This window comes from Azoarcus sp. Soil_N_20 (assembly GCF_057656155.1).
The window spans coordinates 63,105-81,735 of the sequence record NZ_JBDGKX010000015.1; the positions used below are offsets into that span (position 1 = coordinate 63,105).

Annotated in this window: 17 protein-coding genes and 1 tRNA gene; 11 read left to right on the forward strand and 7 right to left on the reverse strand. The window is 66.3% G+C overall.

All coding sequences use genetic code 11. The features are described from left to right. Nucleotides 1–4 precede the first annotated feature (4 nt). Together AC3A35_RS22850 and AC3A35_RS22855 are read right to left on the reverse strand one after the other, a co-directional pair. Nucleotides 5–934, reverse strand: coding sequence for a LysR family transcriptional regulator (locus AC3A35_RS22850; protein WP_487438741.1), 930 nt, complete (start codon nt 932–934; stop codon nt 5–7). Continuing rightward, on the reverse strand, nt 931–1,287 hold the full coding sequence (locus AC3A35_RS22855) for a hypothetical protein (RefSeq protein WP_487438743.1): 357 nt from the start codon (nt 1,285–1,287) through the stop codon (nt 931–933). Before AC3A35_RS22855 ends, AC3A35_RS22850 begins: the two co-directional genes overlap by 4 nt. Between AC3A35_RS22855 and AC3A35_RS22860 the strand changes: the two genes are divergently transcribed. The 6 genes from AC3A35_RS22860 (at nt 1,286) to AC3A35_RS22885 (ending at nt 8,357) form a co-directional block, all read left to right on the forward strand. Continuing rightward, nucleotides 1,286–2,953, forward strand: a complete 1,668-nt coding sequence (locus AC3A35_RS22860) for an ABC transporter substrate-binding protein (protein ID WP_487438744.1) — start codon at nt 1,286–1,288, stop codon at nt 2,951–2,953. The genes AC3A35_RS22855 and AC3A35_RS22860 overlap by 2 nt on opposite strands. A gap of 108 nt (nt 2,954–3,061) precedes the next feature. Continuing rightward, on the forward strand, nt 3,062–4,012 hold the full coding sequence (locus AC3A35_RS22865) for an ABC transporter permease (protein ID WP_487438745.1): 951 nt from the start codon (nt 3,062–3,064) through the stop codon (nt 4,010–4,012). After that, the gene (locus AC3A35_RS22870) at nt 4,009–4,914 is read left to right on the forward strand and encodes an ABC transporter permease (protein WP_487438747.1); all 906 of its coding nucleotides are present in this window, start codon (nt 4,009–4,011) and stop codon (nt 4,912–4,914) included. Before AC3A35_RS22865 ends, AC3A35_RS22870 begins: the two co-directional genes overlap by 4 nt. A gap of 15 nt (nt 4,915–4,929) precedes the next feature. Beyond that, complete coding sequence (locus AC3A35_RS22875) at nt 4,930–6,006, forward strand: ABC transporter ATP-binding protein (protein ID WP_487438748.1); 1,077 nt, start codon at nt 4,930–4,932, stop codon at nt 6,004–6,006. A gap of 11 nt (nt 6,007–6,017) precedes the next feature. Beyond that, complete coding sequence (locus AC3A35_RS22880; protein WP_487438749.1) at nt 6,018–7,073, forward strand: ABC transporter ATP-binding protein; 1,056 nt, start codon at nt 6,018–6,020, stop codon at nt 7,071–7,073. A 96-nt stretch (nt 7,074–7,169) separates the two neighbouring features. Next, nucleotides 7,170–8,357 carry an amidase gene (locus AC3A35_RS22885; protein WP_487438750.1) on the forward strand — a complete coding sequence of 396 codons (1,188 nt, stop codon included), beginning with the start codon at nt 7,170–7,172 and terminating at the stop codon, nt 8,355–8,357. A gap of 100 nt (nt 8,358–8,457) precedes the next feature. On the opposite strand, the gene AC3A35_RS22890 is transcribed toward AC3A35_RS22885, so the two are convergent. Genes AC3A35_RS22890 through aptA form a run of 3 tightly spaced genes read right to left on the reverse strand, consistent with a single transcriptional unit; the run spans nt 8,458 to nt 12,581 of the window. Further along, a complete protein-coding gene (locus AC3A35_RS22890) occupies nt 8,458–9,729 on the reverse strand; it encodes a Zn-dependent hydrolase (RefSeq protein ID WP_487438751.1) in 1,272 nt (423 codons plus the stop codon). 14 nt (nt 9,730–9,743) lie between these two features. Next, nucleotides 9,744–11,237: a CoA-acylating methylmalonate-semialdehyde dehydrogenase gene (locus AC3A35_RS22895; RefSeq protein WP_487438752.1), complete on the reverse strand. Its 1,494-nt coding sequence runs from the start codon at nt 11,235–11,237 to the stop codon at nt 9,744–9,746. 36 nt (nt 11,238–11,273) lie between these two features. After that, the gene (gene aptA, locus AC3A35_RS22900) at nt 11,274–12,581 is read right to left on the reverse strand and encodes an omega-aminotransferase AptA (RefSeq protein ID WP_487438753.1); all 1,308 of its coding nucleotides are present in this window, start codon (nt 12,579–12,581) and stop codon (nt 11,274–11,276) included. 340 nt (nt 12,582–12,921) lie between these two features. Between aptA and AC3A35_RS22905 the strand changes: the two genes are divergently transcribed. The 3 genes from AC3A35_RS22905 to AC3A35_RS22915 all read left to right on the forward strand — a co-directional run bounded on the left by AC3A35_RS22905 (nt 12,922) and on the right by AC3A35_RS22915 (nt 15,323). Further along, the gene (locus AC3A35_RS22905; RefSeq protein WP_487438754.1) at nt 12,922–13,938 is read left to right on the forward strand and encodes a class I SAM-dependent rRNA methyltransferase; all 1,017 of its coding nucleotides are present in this window, start codon (nt 12,922–12,924) and stop codon (nt 13,936–13,938) included. A 231-nt stretch (nt 13,939–14,169) separates the two neighbouring features. After that, nucleotides 14,170–14,799, forward strand: a complete 630-nt coding sequence (locus AC3A35_RS22910; protein ID WP_487438755.1) for an acyltransferase family protein — start codon at nt 14,170–14,172, stop codon at nt 14,797–14,799. After that, nucleotides 14,748–15,323, forward strand: a complete 576-nt coding sequence (locus AC3A35_RS22915; RefSeq protein ID WP_487438756.1) for an acyltransferase family protein — start codon at nt 14,748–14,750, stop codon at nt 15,321–15,323. The genes AC3A35_RS22910 and AC3A35_RS22915 overlap by 52 nt, the downstream gene beginning before the upstream one ends. 84 nt (nt 15,324–15,407) lie before the next feature. Here the strand turns inward: AC3A35_RS22915 and AC3A35_RS22920 are convergent. Then, nucleotides 15,408–15,495 (reverse strand) — tRNA-Ser (locus tag AC3A35_RS22920). Between the two features lie 55 nt (nt 15,496–15,550). Further along, on the reverse strand, nt 15,551–16,852 hold the full coding sequence (gene rlmD, locus AC3A35_RS22925; RefSeq protein WP_487438757.1) for a 23S rRNA (uracil(1939)-C(5))-methyltransferase RlmD: 1,302 nt from the start codon (nt 16,850–16,852) through the stop codon (nt 15,551–15,553). A 106-nt stretch (nt 16,853–16,958) separates the two neighbouring features. Here rlmD and AC3A35_RS22930 point away from each other — a divergent pair, with 106 nt between their 5' ends. Continuing rightward, nucleotides 16,959–18,098: a JmjC domain-containing protein gene (locus AC3A35_RS22930; protein WP_487438758.1), complete on the forward strand. Its 1,140-nt coding sequence runs from the start codon at nt 16,959–16,961 to the stop codon at nt 18,096–18,098. Beyond that, complete coding sequence (locus tag AC3A35_RS22935) at nt 18,091–18,579, forward strand: DUF7931 domain-containing protein (protein ID WP_487438759.1); 489 nt, start codon at nt 18,091–18,093, stop codon at nt 18,577–18,579. The genes AC3A35_RS22930 and AC3A35_RS22935 overlap by 8 nt, the downstream gene beginning before the upstream one ends. The last annotated feature ends 52 nt before the right edge of the window (nt 18,580–18,631 follow it).

An 18,631-nucleotide genomic window follows, 5' to 3' on the forward strand; every position in this document is an offset into this window, starting at 1 on the left:
CCGCTCACTCGCGCGTCGCCGCATCATGACGCTCGCGCAGGCGGCTGCTGAAATGGCGGGCGATCCGGCCCGGCGCCGGGCTGCGTGCGATCGACACCACCCAGTCGCAGCGGTACTGCAGGGTATCGGACGGGATCCGGCGCAGCGCCCCCGCCTGTTCGAAAGCGTGCGCATAGTGATCCGGCAGGAAACCGAGATAGCGTCCCGAGCGGATCAGCAACACGCTGGCCTCCTGTTCGTGGGCGCGGGCTGCCGGGCGCAGGCCCAGCCGCCAGAAATGTTCCATGTTGGGCGAGTGGTAGCCGAGGCCGACGAAGGCCGCGCTCCGCAGCGCCGCCTCGTCCGGCAGTTCGCCATCGCGCAGCAAGGGGTGGTCGGGCGCCCCGTAGAGCCACATCTGTTCCGAAAACAGGGGCCAGCTGAGCAAGCTTTCGCTGGCCCGGTGAAAAGGATGGATGCCGACCTGGAAGCTGCCCTCGAGCAGACCCTTCTCGATCACGCTGGTACTGGCCACATGCACGCTCAGGCTCACCGCCGGCGCCTCTGCCCCGAACTCGGCGACCGTCTCGGCCAGCCTGCACGCGGGGTTGGTGGCGAACTTGTCGAACACCGCGAGATTGAGCTCACCGCGCATGCCGCCATGCAGCCCCGCCACTTCACGCCGGAAGCCCTCGATCTGGCCCAGCAGGCGGCGCGCCGCGTCGAGCACGGTGTTGCCCTCCTCGGTGAGTGCGAAGCCCGAGCGCCCGCGCTCGCACAGGCGCACCCCCAGCCTGGTCTCGAGATCCTTCAGGTGGCGGCTGATCACCGAACGGCTGATGTTAAGGCGCAGTTCGGCGGCCGCCAGACCGCCCGATTCGGCAATCGCGATATAGATCCGCAACAGCCTGAGGTCGGCTTCGGCGAGGTTGCTCAGCAGGGCACGGGGTTTCATGCCGCAATTGTTTCATGAATCAGAAACGCAGCTTTCGATATTTGTAGTTTTCTGCAACTAAAGCCGCCACTAAGGTTGCCTACCAGCACATGACGAATCTGCAGGAACAGCGTTGCGCACCATCGGAGCGCCCGACTCCCCAAAGCGGGGCGACGGCGAAGAATTTCGCAGCGCAACAACCGCCAGCGCAGTGCGGAACATTCGCCGGGCATGCTGCCGATCCCTTTGAACGGCGCCGCTTCAAGGGCGGAACAGCCGCCGCAAGGGACTTGCGCCCGCGATTGGCACGACGCTTGCGGAACATCGATCAACCCAGTCGTACTTTCACCATTGTCTCGAGCGAGGATACCCATGAGCAAATGCACCCGGCCCACCCGCCTGCTTCCCGCCCTGATCGCCAGTACGCTCGCCGTGCTGTCCTGCGCCGCGTCGGGCGCACCGGCCCAGGAAAAGATCCTGCGCATCGGCATGACCGCCGCCGACATTCCCCGCACCCTGGGCCAGCCCGACCAGGGCTTCGAGGGCAACCGTTTCACCGGCATCCCGATGTACGACTCGCTGACCCAGTGGGACCTGTCCAGGGCCGATGGGGCCAGCGTGCTGATTCCCGGCCTGGCGAGTTCGTGGGCGGTCGACGCCAAGGACAAGACCAAGTGGGTGTTCAAACTGCGCCCGGGGGTGAAGTTCCACGACGGCTCCGCGTTCAACGCCGACGCCGTGGTGTGGAACGTGCAGAAGGTGCTGGACAAGGGCGCCAGGCACTTCGACCCGAGCCAGGTCGGCGTGACTGCCTCGCGCATGCCGACGCTGCGCAGCGCGCGGAAGATCGACGAGCTGACCGTCGAGCTGACCTCCTCCGAGCCGGACGCCTTCCTGCCGATCAACCTGACCAATCTGTTCATGGCCTCGCCCGCCCACTGGGAGGTCAAGTACAAGGCCGTGCCGCCCAGCGTGACCGACGCCGCCGAACGCGCCAAACAGGCATGGACCGCCTTCGCCGCCGACGCCTCCGGCACCGGCCCGTTCAAGATGGTGGCCTTCGCTCCGCGCGAGCGCCTCGAGGTGGCAAAGAATACCGGCTACTGGGATCCGCAGCGCACACCCACGATCGACAAGGTGGTGATGCTGCCGCTGCCCGAAGCCAACGCCCGCACCGCAGCGCTGCTGTCCGGCCAGGTGGACTGGATCGAGGCCCCCGCGCCCGATGCCATGGACCAGATCAAGCGTCGTGGCTTCACCATCTACTCCAACCCGCAGCCACATATCTGGCCGTGGCAGCTGTCCTTTGCCGAGGGTTCGCCGTGGCTCGACAAGCGCGTGCGCCAGGCCGCCAACCTGTGCATCGACCGCAGCGAACTGAAGGCCTTTCTCGGCGGCATGATGGGCGAGGCCAAGGGCATCGTGTCGCCCGACCACCCTTGGTGGGGCAATCCGAAGTTCGATATCCGGTTCGACCCGGCCACGGCGAAGAAGATGATGGCCGAAGCCGGTTACACAGCGGCCAAGCCGCTGAAGGTCAAGATCCAGGTCTCGGCCTCGGGCTCGGGCCAGATGCAGCCGCTGCCGATGAACGAATACATCCAGGAAAGCCTCAAGCAGTGCAACTTCGACGTTCAGCTCGACGTGCTCGAGTGGAACACGCTGTTCACCAATTGGCGCAAGGGGGCCAAGGACGCATCGGCCAACGGCGCCAACGGCATCAACGTATCGGCCGCGGCGATGGACCCGTTCTTCGCCATGGTGCGCTTCGTCAGCACCAAGACCTTCCCCCCGGTTTCCAACAACTGGGGCTATTTCGGCAATGACGAGTTCGACGCCCTGATCGCCACCGCCCGCACCAGCTTCGACGACAAGGCGCGCGATGCCGCACTGGCGAAACTGCATGCGCGCATCGTCGAAGAGGCACCGTTCATCTTCGTCGCCCACGACGTCGGTCCGCGCGCGATGTCGCCGAAGGTCAAGAACGTGGTGCAGCCCAAGAGCTGGTTCATCGACATCGCCACGATGAAGATGGACTGATGTTCCGGGTGCGCACCGTCCCCGCGCGGCGCGTACCCGAACGGCTGCCGGCCGGCGCGCCGGTGGCCTTGCCGATCCGACGCCAATCCGACCCATGAGGGCCGAACGATGATCTATCTCCTGCGCCGCATCATCTACACGATTCCGATCATGATCGGCGTCGCCTTCTTCTGCTTCCTGCTGGTGCATATCTCGCCCGGCGACCCGCTCGTTTCCATCCTGCCGCCGGACGCCTCGATCGAGCTGCAGCAGCAGCTGATGAAACTCTACGGCTTCGATCGTTCGTGGCTCGAGCAATTCGCCACCTGGTTCTGGCGCGCCCTGCAGGGCGATCTCGGCACCTCGATCGCGTCCGGCCGGCCAGTTGCCACCGAGGTCGTGCGCGCAGTGGGCAACACCTTGATGCTGTCGTGCATGGCAACCCTGATCGGCTTCCTGTTCGGCAGTCTGTTCGGCTTCGTCGCCGGTTACTTTCGCGACTCCTGGGTCGATCGCGCCGCCTCCGCGCTGTCGGTGCTCGGGGTCAGCGTGCCGCACTACTGGCTCGGCATGGTGCTGGTGATCATCTTCTCGTCGTGGCTGATGTGGCTGCCTGCCACCGGCGCCGGCCCCGGCGGCTCGGGCGAATGGGCGTGGGACTGGGCCCACATCCGCTTCATGGTGCTGCCCGCGATCACCATGTCGGTGATCCCGATGGGCATCATCGCGCGCACCGTGCGCGCCCTGGTGGCCGACATCCTGGCGCAGGAGTTCGTGGTCGGCCTGCGCGCCAAGGGCCTGACCGACGTCGGCATCTTCGCCCATGTGGTGAAGAACGCCGCGCCCACCGCACTGGCGGTGATGGGCCTGCAGCTCGGTTACCTGCTCGGCGGCTCGATCCTGATCGAGACCGTGTTCTCGTGGCCGGGTACCGGCTTCCTGCTCAATTCGGCCATCTTCCAGCGCGACCTGCCGCTGCTGCAGGGCACGATCCTGGTGCTGGCCACCTTCTTCGTGGTGCTGAACCTGCTGGTGGACGTGCTGCAGACCACCCTCGACCCGAGGATCCAGAGATCATGAATACGACTGCGATCCTTGCGCCCACCGCGCCTGCCCCCGCGGCAGTGGCGCCCCTCGAGCGCTCGCCCGGGTTCTGGTCCGGCGTCGGGCACAAGCTGATGCGCGACCCGGTTGCACTGGGCGCCGGGGTGGTGCTGCTCGGCCTCATCCTGATCGCGGTCTTCGCCCATCAACTGGTACCGTCCGACCCGTACCAGACCTCGATGCTGAAACGCCTGAAGCCGATCGGCTTCGAGGGCTTCCCGCTCGGCACCGACGAACTGGGCCGCGACATGCTGTCACGCCTGATGCTCGGTACCCGGCTGTCGCTGTTCATGGGCATCACCCCGGTGCTGATCGCCTTCGTCGTCGGCAGCGCCATCGGCATCCTCGCCGGTTATGCGGGCGGACTGGTGAACACGCTGATCATGCGCACCATCGACGTCCTTTATGCCTTCCCCTCGGTGCTGCTCGCCATCGCGCTGTCGGGTGCGCTCGGCGCCGGCATCGGCAACGCCCTGCTGTCGCTGACCATCGTCTTCATCCCGCAGATCGCGCGGGTGGCGGAGAGCGTCACCACCCAGGTGCGCGGACGCGACTACGTGGAGGCGGCGCGCGCCTCCGGCGCCGGCGCGTTCACGATTGTCCGCGTACACGTGCTGGGCAACGTGCTGGGGCCGATCTTCGTGTTCGCCACCAGCCTGATCGCGGTGTCGATGATCCTCGCCTCCGGCCTGTCCTTCCTCGGCCTCGGCGTGCGCCCGCCGGAGCCCGAATGGGGCCTGATGCTCAACACCCTGCGCACCGCGATCTACACCCAGCCCTGGGTGGCGGCGCTGCCCGGGGCGATGATCTTCATCACCTCGATCTCGTTCAACCTGTTGTCCGACAGCCTGCGCTCGGCGATGGACGTCAAGGGCTAAGCCCGGGAGTCAGCCATGAGTATCGGAATGAGCATCGACCACATCGGCGCAGAGCGGCGCGGCGATCGCGGCGGCCCGGCGCAGCCGCTGCTGACGGTCAGAAAGCTGGTGAAGCACTTCGACCTGAAGAAGAGCTTCATCGAAACCATGATCGGCGGCGGCAAGGTCGTGCGCGCGGTCGACGGCGTGGACTTCAAGGTACTCAAGGGCGAGACCCTGGGGGTGGTGGGCGAATCGGGCTGCGGCAAGTCGACCACCGCGCGCCTGCTGATGCATCTGATCGAACCCTCCGCCGGCGAGATCGTGTTCGACGGCGAAACCGTCGGCTCGCCCGCGCTGCCGCTGCGCGAATACCGTCGCCAGGTGCAGATGGTGTTCCAGGACAGCTATTCGTCGCTGAATCCGCGTCTCACCATCCAGGATTCGATCGCCTTCGGCCCCCAGGTGCACGGCGTGGGCAAGCGCGCGTCGACCGGCCGCGCCCGCGACCTGCTCGCGCGCGTCGGCCTCGAACCGGGCCGTTTTGCCGGGCGCTATCCGCACGAACTGTCGGGTGGCCAGCGCCAGCGGGTCAACATCGCCCGCGCCCTCGCCTCGGAGCCGCGCCTGGTGATCCTCGACGAGGCGGTGTCGGCACTCGACAAGTCGGTCGAGGCCCAGGTGCTCAACCTGCTGATGGATCTGAAGACGGAGTTCGGGCTGACCTATGTCTTCATCAGCCACGACCTCCACGTGGTGCGCTACATCTCCGACCGCGTGATGGTGATGTACCTCGGCAAGGTTGCCGAGACCGGCCCCGCCGAAGCCCTGTTCGAGCGGCCGCTGCACCCCTACACCCGCGCGCTGCTGTCGTCGATGCCGTCGATGGACCCGGACAAGCGCACCGAAGCCGCGGCGCTGGCGGGCGACCCGCCCAACCCGATCGATCCACCGCCGGGCTGTCGCTTCCATACCCGCTGCCCGCTCGCGGAGGCAATCTGTGCGCAACAAACGCCCAGCCTGGAGTCGAGCGGTGGCCGCGAAACGGCCTGCCTGATCCACGAACCCGGCAGTGGCCATACCCAGTCCGACGCCGCGATCTACGCCTCATGAACGGAGCCGACATGAACGACACCCTCCAGCCGATCGTCTCGGTGCGCGACCTGCGGGTCACCTTCAGCGGCGGCAAGGCCCCGGTACAGGCGGTCAACGGCGTAGACCTCAGCGTGCGCCACGGTGAATCGATCGCCCTGATCGGCGAATCCGGCTCCGGCAAGAGCGTCACCCTGCGCGCGCTGCTGCGCCTGCATCCGGAACGGAAGACCCGGATCGAAGGCCGCATCGAGATCGCCGGTCACGACGTGCTCGCACTCGGCAAGCGGGCGCTCGCCGACTACCGCGGCCGGGTCGCGTCGATGATCTTCCAGGAGCCGCTGCTCGCGCTCGACCCGGTGTACACCGTCGGCGCCCAGATCGTCGAGTCGATCCGCCGCCACGAGCACATCAGCGCGGCCGACGCGCGCCGACGCGCACTGGACCTGTTCGAGCGCGTGCGCATCCCGAGCCCGGCACGCCGGCTCGACGCCTACCCGCACGAGATGTCGGGCGGCATGCGCCAGCGCGCGATGATCGCCCTCGCGCTCGCATGCAAGCCGCAGGTGCTGCTCGCCGACGAACCCACCACCGCGCTCGATGCCACGGTACAGATCCAGATCCTGCTGCTGTTGCGCGAACTGCAGCGCGAGCTCGGCCTGGCGATCATCTTCGTCACCCACGACATGGGCGCCGCGGTCGAAGTGGCCGACCGCTTCGCGGTGATGTACGGCGGCCGCATCGTCGAGGAGGGCCCGACCCGCGAGGTGATCCGCAACCCGCGCCACCCCTACACCCTGGCGCTGATGCAGGCGCGTGCCGACGGCGCGATGGCCAAGGGCGCCCGGCTGGCGAGCATTTCCGGCGCCCCGCCCGACCTCGCCAGGCTGCCCGTCGGCTGCGCCTTTGCCGAGCGCTGCGCCTACGCCACCGACGCCTGCATGCGCACCCGACCCGACGCGGTCGAACTCGCCAATGGCCACCGCGCCCGCTGTCTGCATACCGATGCGACCGCAGACGCCTTCGGCGAACACCCTGCCGCTGCCACGGCGCCGCCGTCCCTGGCTGAAACCGTCTGCATGCCGTAGCGGGCCGATCCCGCCCGTTGCGGAGGGCCTCGGCCCGACCTCCGCGGCCATGCCACAATGGCCGGCGCCCCTTCCACCCGCCCTCACGGATCCAGGATGCTGATCGAAAACGACCCCGCCCATGCCTTCGTTCCCTACCCCGCCGTCGCCGTGCCCCATGCGGCGAACGGCCCGCTCGCCGGCCTCGACTTCGCGGTCAAGGATCTGTTCGACGTCGCCGGCTACCCGACCGGCGGGGGCAACCCGCATGTGCTCGCCCGCTCGGGCATCAAGACCCGCAGCGCACCCACCGTGCAGCGCCTGCTCGACGCCGGCGCGCGCTTCGTCGGCAAGACCTACACCGACGAGCTGGCGTTCTCGATGAACGGCATCAATGCCCACTTCGGCACCCCGCGCAACGGCGGCGCACCGGAGCGCATTCCCGGCGGCTCGTCGTCCGGCTCGGCCGCGGCGGTGTCCAACGGCCTGGTCGATTTCGCGCTGGGCACCGACACCGGCGGCTCGGTGCGCTGCCCGGCGAGCCATTGCGGCCTGTTCGGCCTGCGCCCCACCCACGGCCGGATCAGCCTCGAGAACTGCCTCGACCTCGCACCCGGTTTCGACAGCTGCGGCTTCTTCACCCGCGACGCGGCCACCTTTGCCCGCGTCGGCGCGGTGCTGCTCGGCGCCGATCCCGCCCCGCTCGCGCCGCGACCGCGCCTGCTCTATCCGGAGGATGGCTGGAGCCTGGTCGACGACGCCGCCGGCGACGCGCTGCAGCCCGCGCTCGAGCGGGTCGAGGCCATGTTCGGCCAGGCGGCCTTCATGCGTATGGCGCCGGCCGGTTTCGATCGCCTCTACTGGGCGTTCCGTCATATTCAGGGACGCGAGGCCTGGGAGACCGACGGCGCCTTGATCGAGACCCACGGTCTCGCCCTCGGCCCTGGCGTGCGCGAACGCTTCGCCTTCTCGAAGGCAGTGACCGACGCCCAGGTCGAGGAAAGCCGGGCGGTCCGCCGCGAAGTCACGGCCTGGCTCGGCGAACTGCTCGGCACCGACGGCGTGCTGGTACTGCCGACCATGCCCGACATCGCGCCGCTGCTCACGACCAGCGAGGGCGGTCTCGAGGACTATCGCAACAACGCGATCAAGCTCCTGTGCCTGGCCGGCCTGACCGGCTTCCCACAGCTGTCGATGCCGCTCGCGACCCGGCTCGGTGCCCCGCTCGGCCTGTCGCTGCTCGGCCCGGCCGGCAGCGACCGCAGCCTGATCGCGATGGCCGGGCAGATCGCCACCGCAGGCTGAGTTCGCTTCCGGCACCCGGCCCGAGCCCGAAACACAACGGGGAACGCCACCCGGACGATCCCCGTACCCGCTACCGGCAGGATGGCATGCGGTCGCGGCGCTAGGCCACCACCCCCGCTCGCGCCAGCATCGCGTGCAGCAACACGTTGGCCCCCGCCTCCAGGTGTGCCGGATCGGCGTCCTCGATCTCGTTGTGCGAGATGCCGTCCTTGCACGGCACGAAAATCATCGCGGTCGGTGCGGTGCGCGCCACATACACCGCGTCGTGCCCGGCACCGCTGACGATGTCGAGGTGGCTGCAGCCGGCACGCCCGGCACCGGCACGGATCGCATCGACCAGTTCGGGGGCGAAGGCCACCGGCTCGAAATACACCACCTGCTCGACTTCGACCGTCACCGGGAAACGCCGCGGCAGTTCGATCGCCGCCATGCGCAGCGCGGCATCCATGGCCAGCAGTCCGGCATCGTCGGCGTGACGGAAATCGACGGTGAAGGCGACCCGGCCCGGGATCACGTTGCGCGAGTTCGGGTGCACATGCACGCAGCCCACCGTACCGCGACCATCGGGCTGGTGCGCCAGGGCGATATCGACCACCGCCTGCATCAGATGGGTGGCGGCGAACAAGGCATCCTTGCGCAGACTCATCGGCGTCGGCCCTGCGTGCGCTTCCATGCCGGTCACCACGACGTCGTACCAGCGCTGACCGAGCGCACCGGTGACCACGCCGATCACGGTGCCGGCATCCTCGAGCACCGGCCCCTGCTCGATATGCGCCTCGAAATAGGCGCCGAAGCGCGGTGCGCCGGCACCCACCGAGGCCGGCGCGGCGCCGGCATAGCCGATCGCCGCCAGCGCCTCGCGCACGGTGATGCCGTCGTGGTCGGCACGGGTCAGCGCGTGGTCCAGGCTGAAGGCGTCGCAATACACCCCCGAGCCCATCATCACCGGCACGAAGCGCGAGCCCTCCTCGTTGGTCCACACACAGACCTCGAGCGGCGCCTCGGTGCGGACGCCATGCCGGTTGAGGGTACGGATCACCTCGAGCCCGGCCATCACCCCGTAGTTGCCGTCGAACTTGCCGCCGGTAGGCTGGGTGTCGATGTGGCTGCCGGTGGCGATCGCCGGCAAGTCGTCACGGGTGCCGGCACGGCGGGCGAAGAGGTTGCCGATCTGGTCGACACGCAGAGTGCAGCCCTCGGCCCGGCACCAGTCCGAAAACAGGTCGCGCGCCTGGCGGTCGAGCTCGGTGAGGGCGAGGCGGCACACGCCGCCTTTATCGGTGGCGCCGATCCGGGCCAGATCGATCAGGGATTGCCACAAACGCGGGCCATCGACGGCCAGCGTGGCGACGGAGGCAAGTCGATCATTCATGCCGGCTCCCCGGATCAGCCGTTGCTCGGAAAGGCGAACTGCGCCTTCTCGATGCCGGCCGTGAGCCAGCGCTGGGTCAAGGTCTTGCGCCGGGTGTAGAAGCGCACTGCATCCGGCCCGTAGGCATAGAGGTCGCCGAACAGCGAGCGCTTCCAGCCACCGAAGCTCTGACATGCCACCGGTACCGGCAGCGGCACGTTCACGCCGACCATGCCGACCTGCACGCTGTCGCTGAAGTGGCGCGCCACCGCGCCGTCGCGGGTGAACACGCAGGTGCCGTTGCCGAATTCGTGGGCATCGATCAGCGCGATCGCCTGTTGCAGTGTGGCGACGCGCACCACCGCCAGCACCGGGCCGAAGATCTCCTCCCGGTACACCCGCATCGATGGCTGCACATGGTCGAACAGGGTGCCGCCGAGGAAGAAGCCGGCTTCGTGCCCGGCTACCTTCAGCCCGCGGCCATCGACCACCAGCTCGGCGCCCTCTTCGGCGCCGAGGTCGATGTAGGCCTTGACCTTGTCGCGGTGCGCGCCGGTGACCAGCGGCCCCATGTCCAGCCCGCGCGTGCTGCCGTTGCCGATCGCGAGCGCCGCGACCTTGGGCTTGAGCCGTGCGACCAGTTCGTCACCCACCGCGTCGCCGACCGCGACCACCACCGAGATCGCCATGCAGCGCTCGCCGCACGAGCCGTAGGCGGCACCCATGATCGCGTTGACCGCGTTGTCGAGATCGGCGTCGGGCATCACCACCGCGTGGTTCTTGGCCCCGCCCAGCGCCTGCACGCGCTTGCCGTGCGCGGTACCGGTGGCGTAGATGTACTCGGCGATCGGAGTCGAGCCGACAAAGCTCACCGCCTTCACCCGCGCATCGGTCAGCAGGGTGTCGACCGCTTCCTTGTCGCCGTTGACCACATTGAACACGCCTGCCGGCAGCCCGGCCGCGGTCAGCAGTTCGGCCAGGATCAGCGCCGTCGACGGATCTTTCTCCGAAGGTTTGAGGATGAAGGTGTTGCCGCAGGCGATCGCCATCGGGAACATCCACATCGGCACCATCGCCGGAAAGTTGAACGGGGTGATGCCGGCCACCACGCCGAGCGGCGGAAACTCCGACCACGAGTCGATCTCCGGCCCCACGTCGCGGCTGTGTTCGCCCTTCAGGAACTCGGGCGCACCGCAAGCGTACTCGACCACTTCGATGCCGCGCGCGAGTTCGCCGTGCGCGTCCTCCCACACCTTGCCGTGCTCGGCGACGATCGCCGCGACGATGCGGTCGGCGTTGAGCTCGAGCAGCTCCTTGTACTTGAACAGGACCCGCGCGCGCTTGAGCGGCGGGGTCTTGCGCCAGGCCGGAAATGCGGCCTCGGCGGCGGCGATCGCCTGCTCGACGGTGGCGCGGCTGGCCATCGCGACCTGACTCGCGGCGACGCCGAGCGCGGGGTTGAAGACCGGCGTCAGGCGGCTGCTGTCGGCGACCGCCTGGCCATTGATGTAGTGTCCGATGGTATTCATGCGGGTCGTCCCTGTTCCTGGTTGTCTTGCGTGCGCCTAGTTGACCGCGTGCAGCGCAGCGCGCACGGTGTCGAAGATCCGGGCCAGCTCGTCCGGCGTCGAATCGAGGAAGGGCGAGAACTGCAGGATGTCGCCACCGTTGCGCAACACCACTCCGGCCTCGAAACACTTGAGGAAGACCTCGAAGCCTCGCGCGCCCGCCTCGCCCGGCCGCGGAGCCAGTTCGACCCCGCCCATCAGTCCGAAGTTGCGGATATCGACGACGTGCGGCTCACCTTTCAGGGCATGGATCGCCTCCTCGAACGCCGGCTCCAGCGCCCGCGCACGGGCGAAGCTATCCTCTTCGCGATAGACCTGCAGCGTCGCCAGCCCGGCCGCCGCGGCCACCGGATGGCCGGAGTAAGTGTAGCCGTGGAACAGCTCCACCGCGTTTTCCGGCCCCTGCATCAGCGCCTGATGGATCTCCTCGCGCACGATCACCGCGCCCATCGGCACCACGCCGTTGGTCAGCCCCTTGGCGGTGGTGATGATGTCCGGAGTGACGCCGAAGCGGGTCGACGCGAAGGGCGCGCCGACGCGGCCGAAGGCGGTGATGACTTCGTCGAAGATCAGCAGGATGCCGTATTGGTCGCAGATCTCGCGCAGGCGCTGCAGGTAGCCGATCGGCGGCACCAGGATGCCGGTGGACCCGGCCACCGGCTCCACGATCAGCGCCGCGATGTTGGAGGCGTCGTGGAGCGCCACCAGGCGCTCGAGATCGTCCGCCAGTTCCAGCCCCCAGCCCGGCTGGCCACGGGTGTAGGCCATGTCCGCCTGGCTGTAGGTGTGGCGGATGTGATCGACGCCGGGCAGCAGCGCAGCGCTGAATACCTTGCGGTTGCCCGTGATGCCACCGACCGACATGCCACCGAAATTCACTCCGTGGTAGCCGCGCTCGCGTCCGATCAATCGGGTGCGCTGGCCCTCCCCACGGGCGCGATGGAAGGCGAGCGCGATCTTGAGCGCGGTGTCGGCCGACTCCGAGCCCGAGTTGGTGAAGAACACCCGGGTCAGCCCCGCCGGCGCCAGTTCCGCCACCTCGCAGGCGAGCGCGATCGCACGGTCGTTGGTGACCTGGAAGCCCATGCCGTAGTCGAGGGTGGCCACCTGTTCCTGGACCGCGGCGACGATCTTCGGATGGCAGTGCCCCAGTCCGGAGGTCCACAAGCCGGAAAAGGCATCGAGCAACTGGCTTCCGTCTTCGGCCGTGTAGTAATGGCCGCGCGCGGCCTTGATCACCCGCGGCGTCTTCCAGAACGCGCGGTTGGCGGTATAGGGAAGCCAGAAGGCTTGATCGTGGTCCATGACAGGCATCCTTGATGACATGCCTGCATCCTAGCCCCCCGATCAGGTGCAGAAAACCATTGTTTACGACAGCGAAGTTTCATCCAGGCGAAACCTTTCCTCGCACATCCCTCTTTCCCCAGCCCTCGCCGCCGTCAAACCGGGTCGATCAAGCCGCCGTGGACAGCAACGAATCGTCTCCCCTTCGTCGCGTCAGACGCTGCGTTGGCACACTCGACCCGGGTTCGGCCGGCAAACGTACCACCGCACGGACGGGCGCTGATGCATACTCGCAGCCCTGCCCGCGATCTCGGTTCACGGCCACCTCCACCTCCAACTCCAGCGACACGCACTTCCGCTCATGACTCCGTCCCTGCCCGACCTGCTTGCCGCCAGCCTCGCCGCACGCGGCCCCCTCATCGAACGGCTCCAAGCCGAACAGACCAACACCTGGCGGCTGTTCCACGGCAGCGTCGAAGGCGTGCCCGGACTGACTGTCGACCGTTACGGCGACCTCCTGCTCGCGCAGACCTTCCACCACGCGCTCGCCGCCGAAGACCTGGCCGCCCTCGAAGCCTTCTACGCCACCGCCTATCCCGGCCTGCCGCTGATCTGGAACGACCGCAGCCAATCGAACTCACGGGTTGCCAATGTGCTGTCCGACGAGCAGAGCGCGATCGCGCAACAGCCGCGCGAAATTCTGGAACTGGGGGTGCGCTACCGCTTCCAGGCCCGCCACGCGGGACAGGATCCATGGCTGTTCCTCGACCTGCGTGCCGCCCGTCGCCGGGTCATGCAGGAAGCGGTGGGGAAATCGCTGCTCAACGTTTTCGCCTACACCTGTGGCGTCGGCATCGCCGCCGCCAAGGCCGGCGCACGCCATGTGGTGAACGTGGACTTTTCCGAGTCGAGCATTGCGATCGGCAAGGAAAACGCCCGCCTCAACGAGCTGCCGATCCGGGTGCGTTTCATCCGGAGCGACGCTTTCGCCGCCCTGCGCCAACTGTCCGGCATCGGCCAGCCGGAGCGGGTCCGGGGCAAGCGCATGCCGCCGTTCCCGGTGCTCGAGCCGCATCAGTTCGACATGGTCTTCCTCGACCCGCCGCGCTACGCCCGCAGCCCCTTTGGCGTGGTCGATCTGGTCAAGGACTACCCTGCCCTGTTCAAGCCCGCACTGCTCGCCACCTCGGAAGGCGGCACGCTGATCTGCTGCAACAACGTCGCCCAGGTCAATCGCGAGGCGTGGCTCGACCAGCTCGAACGCAGCGCCAGGAAAGCAGGCCGACCGATCCGTGACCTCGAGTGGATTACGCCGGATGCCGACTTTCCGAGCCCGGACGGCAATCCGCCGCTGAAGATGGCGCTATTGCGCGTGTGAATGAGCCTCGCCGTCCCGTTGACCGGCGGCGGACTCCAAGAGATCACCCGCCCGAAAGGACGGCCTGATAGGGGAAGCCGCACGAAACCTACGGCAGGGCCAGTTGAGGCAGAATCGGACCAATCTACATAGAAATTGAACCGAGATCGGTCGCGGTCACGACGTCTACGCCGGGTTTACCCAGACGCCCGGACCAGTCGAGATCGCCAGCAGACAAGGAATCGAGACGGAATGGCATCGAACAACGAAATTAATCCAGAGATACAGGTCTTGCGCGGATATGCCGTCCTTATTACCGTCATTGCTCATTTCGGCGTTCTGGTCCTTCCGGCTTCTCCGACCCTGGATTACTACTGGCTGGGCGGTGGCGTAGACCTATTCTTTTGCATCTCGGGTTTTGTAATTGCCAAGTCCATTTTCACTCGAGATCGATCCGACTTCCTTCTGTTCTATGTCCCCTTCCTGATTAGGCGTATTTTCAGGCTATGGCCGGCCGCGATCTTCTGGAGCCTTGTCACCTTATTCCTCTCTGCTGTCTACAACAGATACGGATCGTTCGACTCATTCGAGAACAATCTGCATACCGCTGTGGCCGCATGGTTTCAGGTAGTGAACTTCAAGATTGTTTCCTGTCTGTACTACAAGATTGCCGAATGCACTGCGGCATCGCCGCTTCGAATCTACTGGAGCCTTTCGCTTGAGGAGCAGTTCTACGTTCTCTTTCCCATCTTTCTGTTCTTTGCAGGCCACCGCCGGGTTGCAGGTTTTGCGGCACTTCTGGCACTCGTTCAGCTGTTCCTGTACAGACCATGGCCTTCCCCCTATGGTTCTTCAGAACCGACGCGATTTGCCTGGGGATAGTCATTGCATGGCTGCATTACAGCGGGCATTGCGAGCGCATCGCCCCGACCTTTCTGCGGTTTGCACGCGTAAGGATTCCACTCTCTCTCACGCTGTGCGCACTCCTGTTTCTCGTCGCCAGAATAGAGATCGCGTGGTTCTTCAACGGACTGGTCGTCCTGGTCGCGGCGGCATTGGTATTCGTCGCATCGTTCAACAAGGGATACTTTGTCGGAGACGGCGTCATTTCACGAATCGCGATATATCTCGGCGAGCGTTCGTACTCAATGTACCTGACCCATCTGCTGTGCCTCGTTTTCATCAGGGAGCTGTACGTTAGCAACTATGGCCCCTTGCCCAGAACGGGGCCATGGCCGGCATATCTTGGTTTCACAGCCTCGCTGTCGATTGCTCTAGCAAGCGAATTTTCGTACCGATTTATCGAAACGCCTTTCCGGACGAAAGGCCGCGCGTTTGCATCGACCGCGAGTCGAAGACTCGAAGCAGGTGGGCAGCAGGAAGCACCGTCGCGGGTCGGGCGATAGGCGTCAAGGACACCGGATGCCGTGTGTCGAACAGATCGGACTCACCATCCGCGCGGTGAAAGAAGACGTAAATTCTTGTTCTTATGGCGGAAGCTCAGGGATTCGAACCCTGGATACCTTGCGGTATGCCGGTTTTCAAGACCGGTGCAATCGACCACTCTGCCAAGCTTCCGAAGGTCGCGGAGTATACCACCGGCTACACCACTTGCCGTGACGGTATTGCAGGTTCAGGCCCGCTCGAACAATGCGATCGACTCCACGTGCGAGGTCTGTGGGAACATGTTGGCGATGCCGGCGCCGCGCAACACGTAGCCCTTTTCGTGCACCAGCACCGCGGCGTCGCGCGCCAGCGTCGACGGGTTGCACGAGACATACACAATGCGCGGCGGCTGCTGCTGCGCGGACAATGCCTTGACCACAGCGATCGCGCCTTCGCGCGGGGGGTCGATCAACAGCTTGTCGACGCGACCCAAGGCGGCGAGGCTGTCTTCGGTGGCCTCGAACAGGTTGGCGGCATGGAACTCGGTGCGGTCGGCGAGGCCGTTGCGCCGGGCGTTGTCGAGCGCGCGTCCGACCAGGCTGTCGCTGCCCTCGACCCCGATCACGGTGGCGCCGGAGCGCGCGATCGGCAGGCTGAAGTTGCCCAGGCCGCAGAACAGGTCGGCGATGCGCTCGCCCGGTTGCGGTGCAAGCAACTGCATCGAGCGCCGGATCAGCAGGCGGTTGATGTCGACATTGACCTGGGTGAAGTCGGTTGGCAGGAAGTCCATCGTCACCTCGAACTCGGGCAGCGTATAGCTCAGGCCGGGGCCGTTCTTCGGATGCAGCGGCTGCGCCGTCTCGGGCCCACCCGGCTGTTGCCACACCTGAACCCCTTCGGCATCGGCGAACGCGGCCAGGCGCGCCACATCGGCTGCGGTGAACGCGAGCAGGTTGCGGAACACCATGACGGTGACGGCAGCGCTGACCGCAATCTCGATCTGCGGCAGCCGGTCGGGGATCGACAGGCCGGTCACCAGTTCATGCAGTCTCGGCAGCATGGCGGACACGTGCGGCGGCAGGACATCGCACGATTGCATGTCTGCGATGTAGCTCGAACGCCGCTCGTGAAAGCCGATCAGCACCCCCCCTTTCTTCGGTACCAGGCGCACGCCGATGCGCGCGCGGTAGCGGTAGCCCCAGGCGGGGCCGTGGATCGCCGGGTAGATGATCTCGGCCTTCAGCTTGCCGATGTGCCGGAGCGCGTCCTCCAGCACACGCTGCTTGACGGCGGCCTGCGCCACCGGATCGACATGCTGCATCGAACAGCCGCCACAGGTGCCGAAGTGCCGGCAGCGCGGCGGGACCCGCTGCGCGCTCGGACGGATGATGCGGGTCGCCTCGGCCTGCTCGTAGGTCGGGCGGCTGCGATGGACGGTGTATTCGACGGTCTCGCCCGGCAGCGCGCCGTCGACGAAGACCGCCTTGCCGCCGACACGGGCGACGCCACGGCCTTCGTGGTCGAGCGATTCGATGACTGCAATGGGCATGATGCTTCCGGACGGGGAAAAACGCGCGATTCTACCGCAAAGCGAAGCGGCGCCAGGACCGCAGGCGAAGCAGCGGCCACGATGTTCGCCCACTATAATGCGCGCCATGATGACCACACTGCTCGGGGGCCTTTCGCCCCGCCAGTTCCTCGCGGAATACTGGCAAAAGAAGCCCCTGCTCGTACGCCAGGCGGTGCCCGGATTCACCGGCGTGCTGTCGCGCGACGATCTCTTCGACCTGGCCTGCGACCCCGACGTGGAATCGCGCTACGTGCGCTATCAGCCCGACACCCCGGGCAGCACCTGGATGGTAGAGCATGGCCCGCAAACACGCGGCCGCCTGCGCGGCAAGAAGCAGCCATGGACGGTGCTGGTGCAGGGTCTCAACCTGTGGGTGCCGGCAGGCGACAGACTGCTGCATAGTTTCGACTTCGTTCCGCAGGCCCGGCTCGACGACCTGATGGTGAGCTACGCGGTGGACGGCGGCGGCGTGGGGCCGCACTTCGACAACTACGACGTCTTCCTGTTGCAGGGCATCGGCCAGCGCCGCTGGCAGATTGCCGATCAGGACGACCGCAGCCTGGTCGAGGATGCACCGCTGCGCATTCTCAAGCATTTTCAGCCCGCTCACGACTGGGTCCTGGATCCGGGCGACATGCTCTATCTGCCGCCACACTGGGCCCATAACGGCATCGCGATCGGCGAATGCACCACCTATTCGATCGGCTTTCGTACCCCGACCGCGCAGGAGCTGGGCAGCGAGTTTCTGGCCTGGATGCAGGAGCGGCTGTGCCTGGACGGCGTGTATGCCGATCCGGACCTCGAACTGCAAACGGACTCGGCCCAGATCGGGCCGGCGATGATCGACCAGATCGAACGCATGCTCACTGGCATCCGGTGGACGCGCAAGGATGTGGCCGAGTTCATCGGCTCCTACCTGACCGAACCGAAATCGCATATCTTCTTCGACCCGCCGGAAGACCCGATGCGCCGCAAGGCATTTGACCGGGCGGTCGCGCAGAATGGCTTCGCACTGGATGCCCGCTCGCTGCTGTTGTGGTCGGAAGCGGGTTTCCATCTGAACGGGGAACCGGTCGAGCTCGACCCGAGCTGCCGGAATCTACTCGCGGAGCTTGCCCATCGGCGCAGCCTGGATGGCGGACAAACCCTGCCACCCGGCTTGCTCGACCATCTCTATACCTGGTATCAGGATGGCTTCGGCCATCCGCGCGAAGATCATGAATGAACCTGCCGAACACCTGATCGACACCTGGTCCGATTACCGCAGCGCGGTGCTCGAAACCATTTCCCGGGCCGGTTCGACGTTGCTGATGTTCGATCCGGACCTGAGCCAGACCGGGCTCGAAACCCTTGCCGGCGTCGAGCACCTGAGCGCCATGGTGCTCAGATCGGCACAACCCGAGGCCATCCGCATCGTGGTACGGGATCCGCACTACCTCGAGCGTGACTGCCCGCGACTGCTGGGGCTCCTGACCCGCTTCGGCCATCGGGTGACGGTCAAGCTTGCCGGCGAGCACCTGGCGCTGCCGGAGTCGGCATTCCTGATTGCCGATGACACCCACCTGCTGGTTCGCTTCCACCACGAGCGTGCACGCGGCAAGAACTGCATCGACGACCCTCATGCCGCATCCGAGTGCAAAGCACAATTTGAAACACTTTGGATAAATGCAGAAACCGGCCCAGGTGGCGCGCCTATTGGGCTTTGAGGAGATTCGCCCATATTTCGCAATGCACCATTATGGTGGATCGCGATTATCG

Bases quoted from the DNA above. Each gene is read 5' to 3' on its own strand.
- aptA (WP_487438753.1), bottom strand. From the start codon at position 12,581: ATGGACCACGATCAAGCCTTCTGGCTTCCCTATACCGCCAACCGCGCG.
- AC3A35_RS22875 (WP_487438748.1), top strand. From the start codon at position 4,930: ATGAGTATCGGAATGAGCATCGACCACATCGGCGCAGAGCGGCGCGGC.
- AC3A35_RS22860 (WP_487438744.1), top strand. From the start codon at position 1,286: ATGAGCAAATGCACCCGGCCCACCCGCCTGCTTCCCGCCCTGATCGCC.
- AC3A35_RS22850 (WP_487438741.1), bottom strand. From the start codon at position 934: ATGAAACCCCGTGCCCTGCTGAGCAACCTCGCCGAAGCCGACCTCAGG.
- AC3A35_RS22910 (WP_487438755.1), top strand. From the start codon at position 14,170: ATGGCATCGAACAACGAAATTAATCCAGAGATACAGGTCTTGCGCGGA.
- AC3A35_RS22870 (WP_487438747.1), top strand. From the start codon at position 4,009: ATGAATACGACTGCGATCCTTGCGCCCACCGCGCCTGCCCCCGCGGCA.
- AC3A35_RS22935 (WP_487438759.1), top strand. From the start codon at position 18,091: ATGAATGAACCTGCCGAACACCTGATCGACACCTGGTCCGATTACCGC.
- AC3A35_RS22880 (WP_487438749.1), top strand. From the start codon at position 6,018: ATGAACGACACCCTCCAGCCGATCGTCTCGGTGCGCGACCTGCGGGTC.
- AC3A35_RS22895 (WP_487438752.1), bottom strand. From the start codon at position 11,237: ATGAATACCATCGGACACTACATCAATGGCCAGGCGGTCGCCGACAGC.
- AC3A35_RS22915 (WP_487438756.1), top strand. From the start codon at position 14,748: ATGGCCTTCCCCCTATGGTTCTTCAGAACCGACGCGATTTGCCTGGGG.
- AC3A35_RS22885 (WP_487438750.1), top strand. From the start codon at position 7,170: ATGCTGATCGAAAACGACCCCGCCCATGCCTTCGTTCCCTACCCCGCC.
- AC3A35_RS22930 (WP_487438758.1), top strand. From the start codon at position 16,959: ATGATGACCACACTGCTCGGGGGCCTTTCGCCCCGCCAGTTCCTCGCG.
- AC3A35_RS22905 (WP_487438754.1), top strand. From the start codon at position 12,922: ATGACTCCGTCCCTGCCCGACCTGCTTGCCGCCAGCCTCGCCGCACGC.
- AC3A35_RS22890 (WP_487438751.1), bottom strand. From the start codon at position 9,729: ATGAATGATCGACTTGCCTCCGTCGCCACGCTGGCCGTCGATGGCCCG.
- AC3A35_RS22855 (WP_487438743.1), bottom strand. From the start codon at position 1,287: ATGGGTATCCTCGCTCGAGACAATGGTGAAAGTACGACTGGGTTGATC.
- rlmD (WP_487438757.1), bottom strand. From the start codon at position 16,852: ATGCCCATTGCAGTCATCGAATCGCTCGACCACGAAGGCCGTGGCGTC.
- AC3A35_RS22865 (WP_487438745.1), top strand. From the start codon at position 3,062: ATGATCTATCTCCTGCGCCGCATCATCTACACGATTCCGATCATGATC.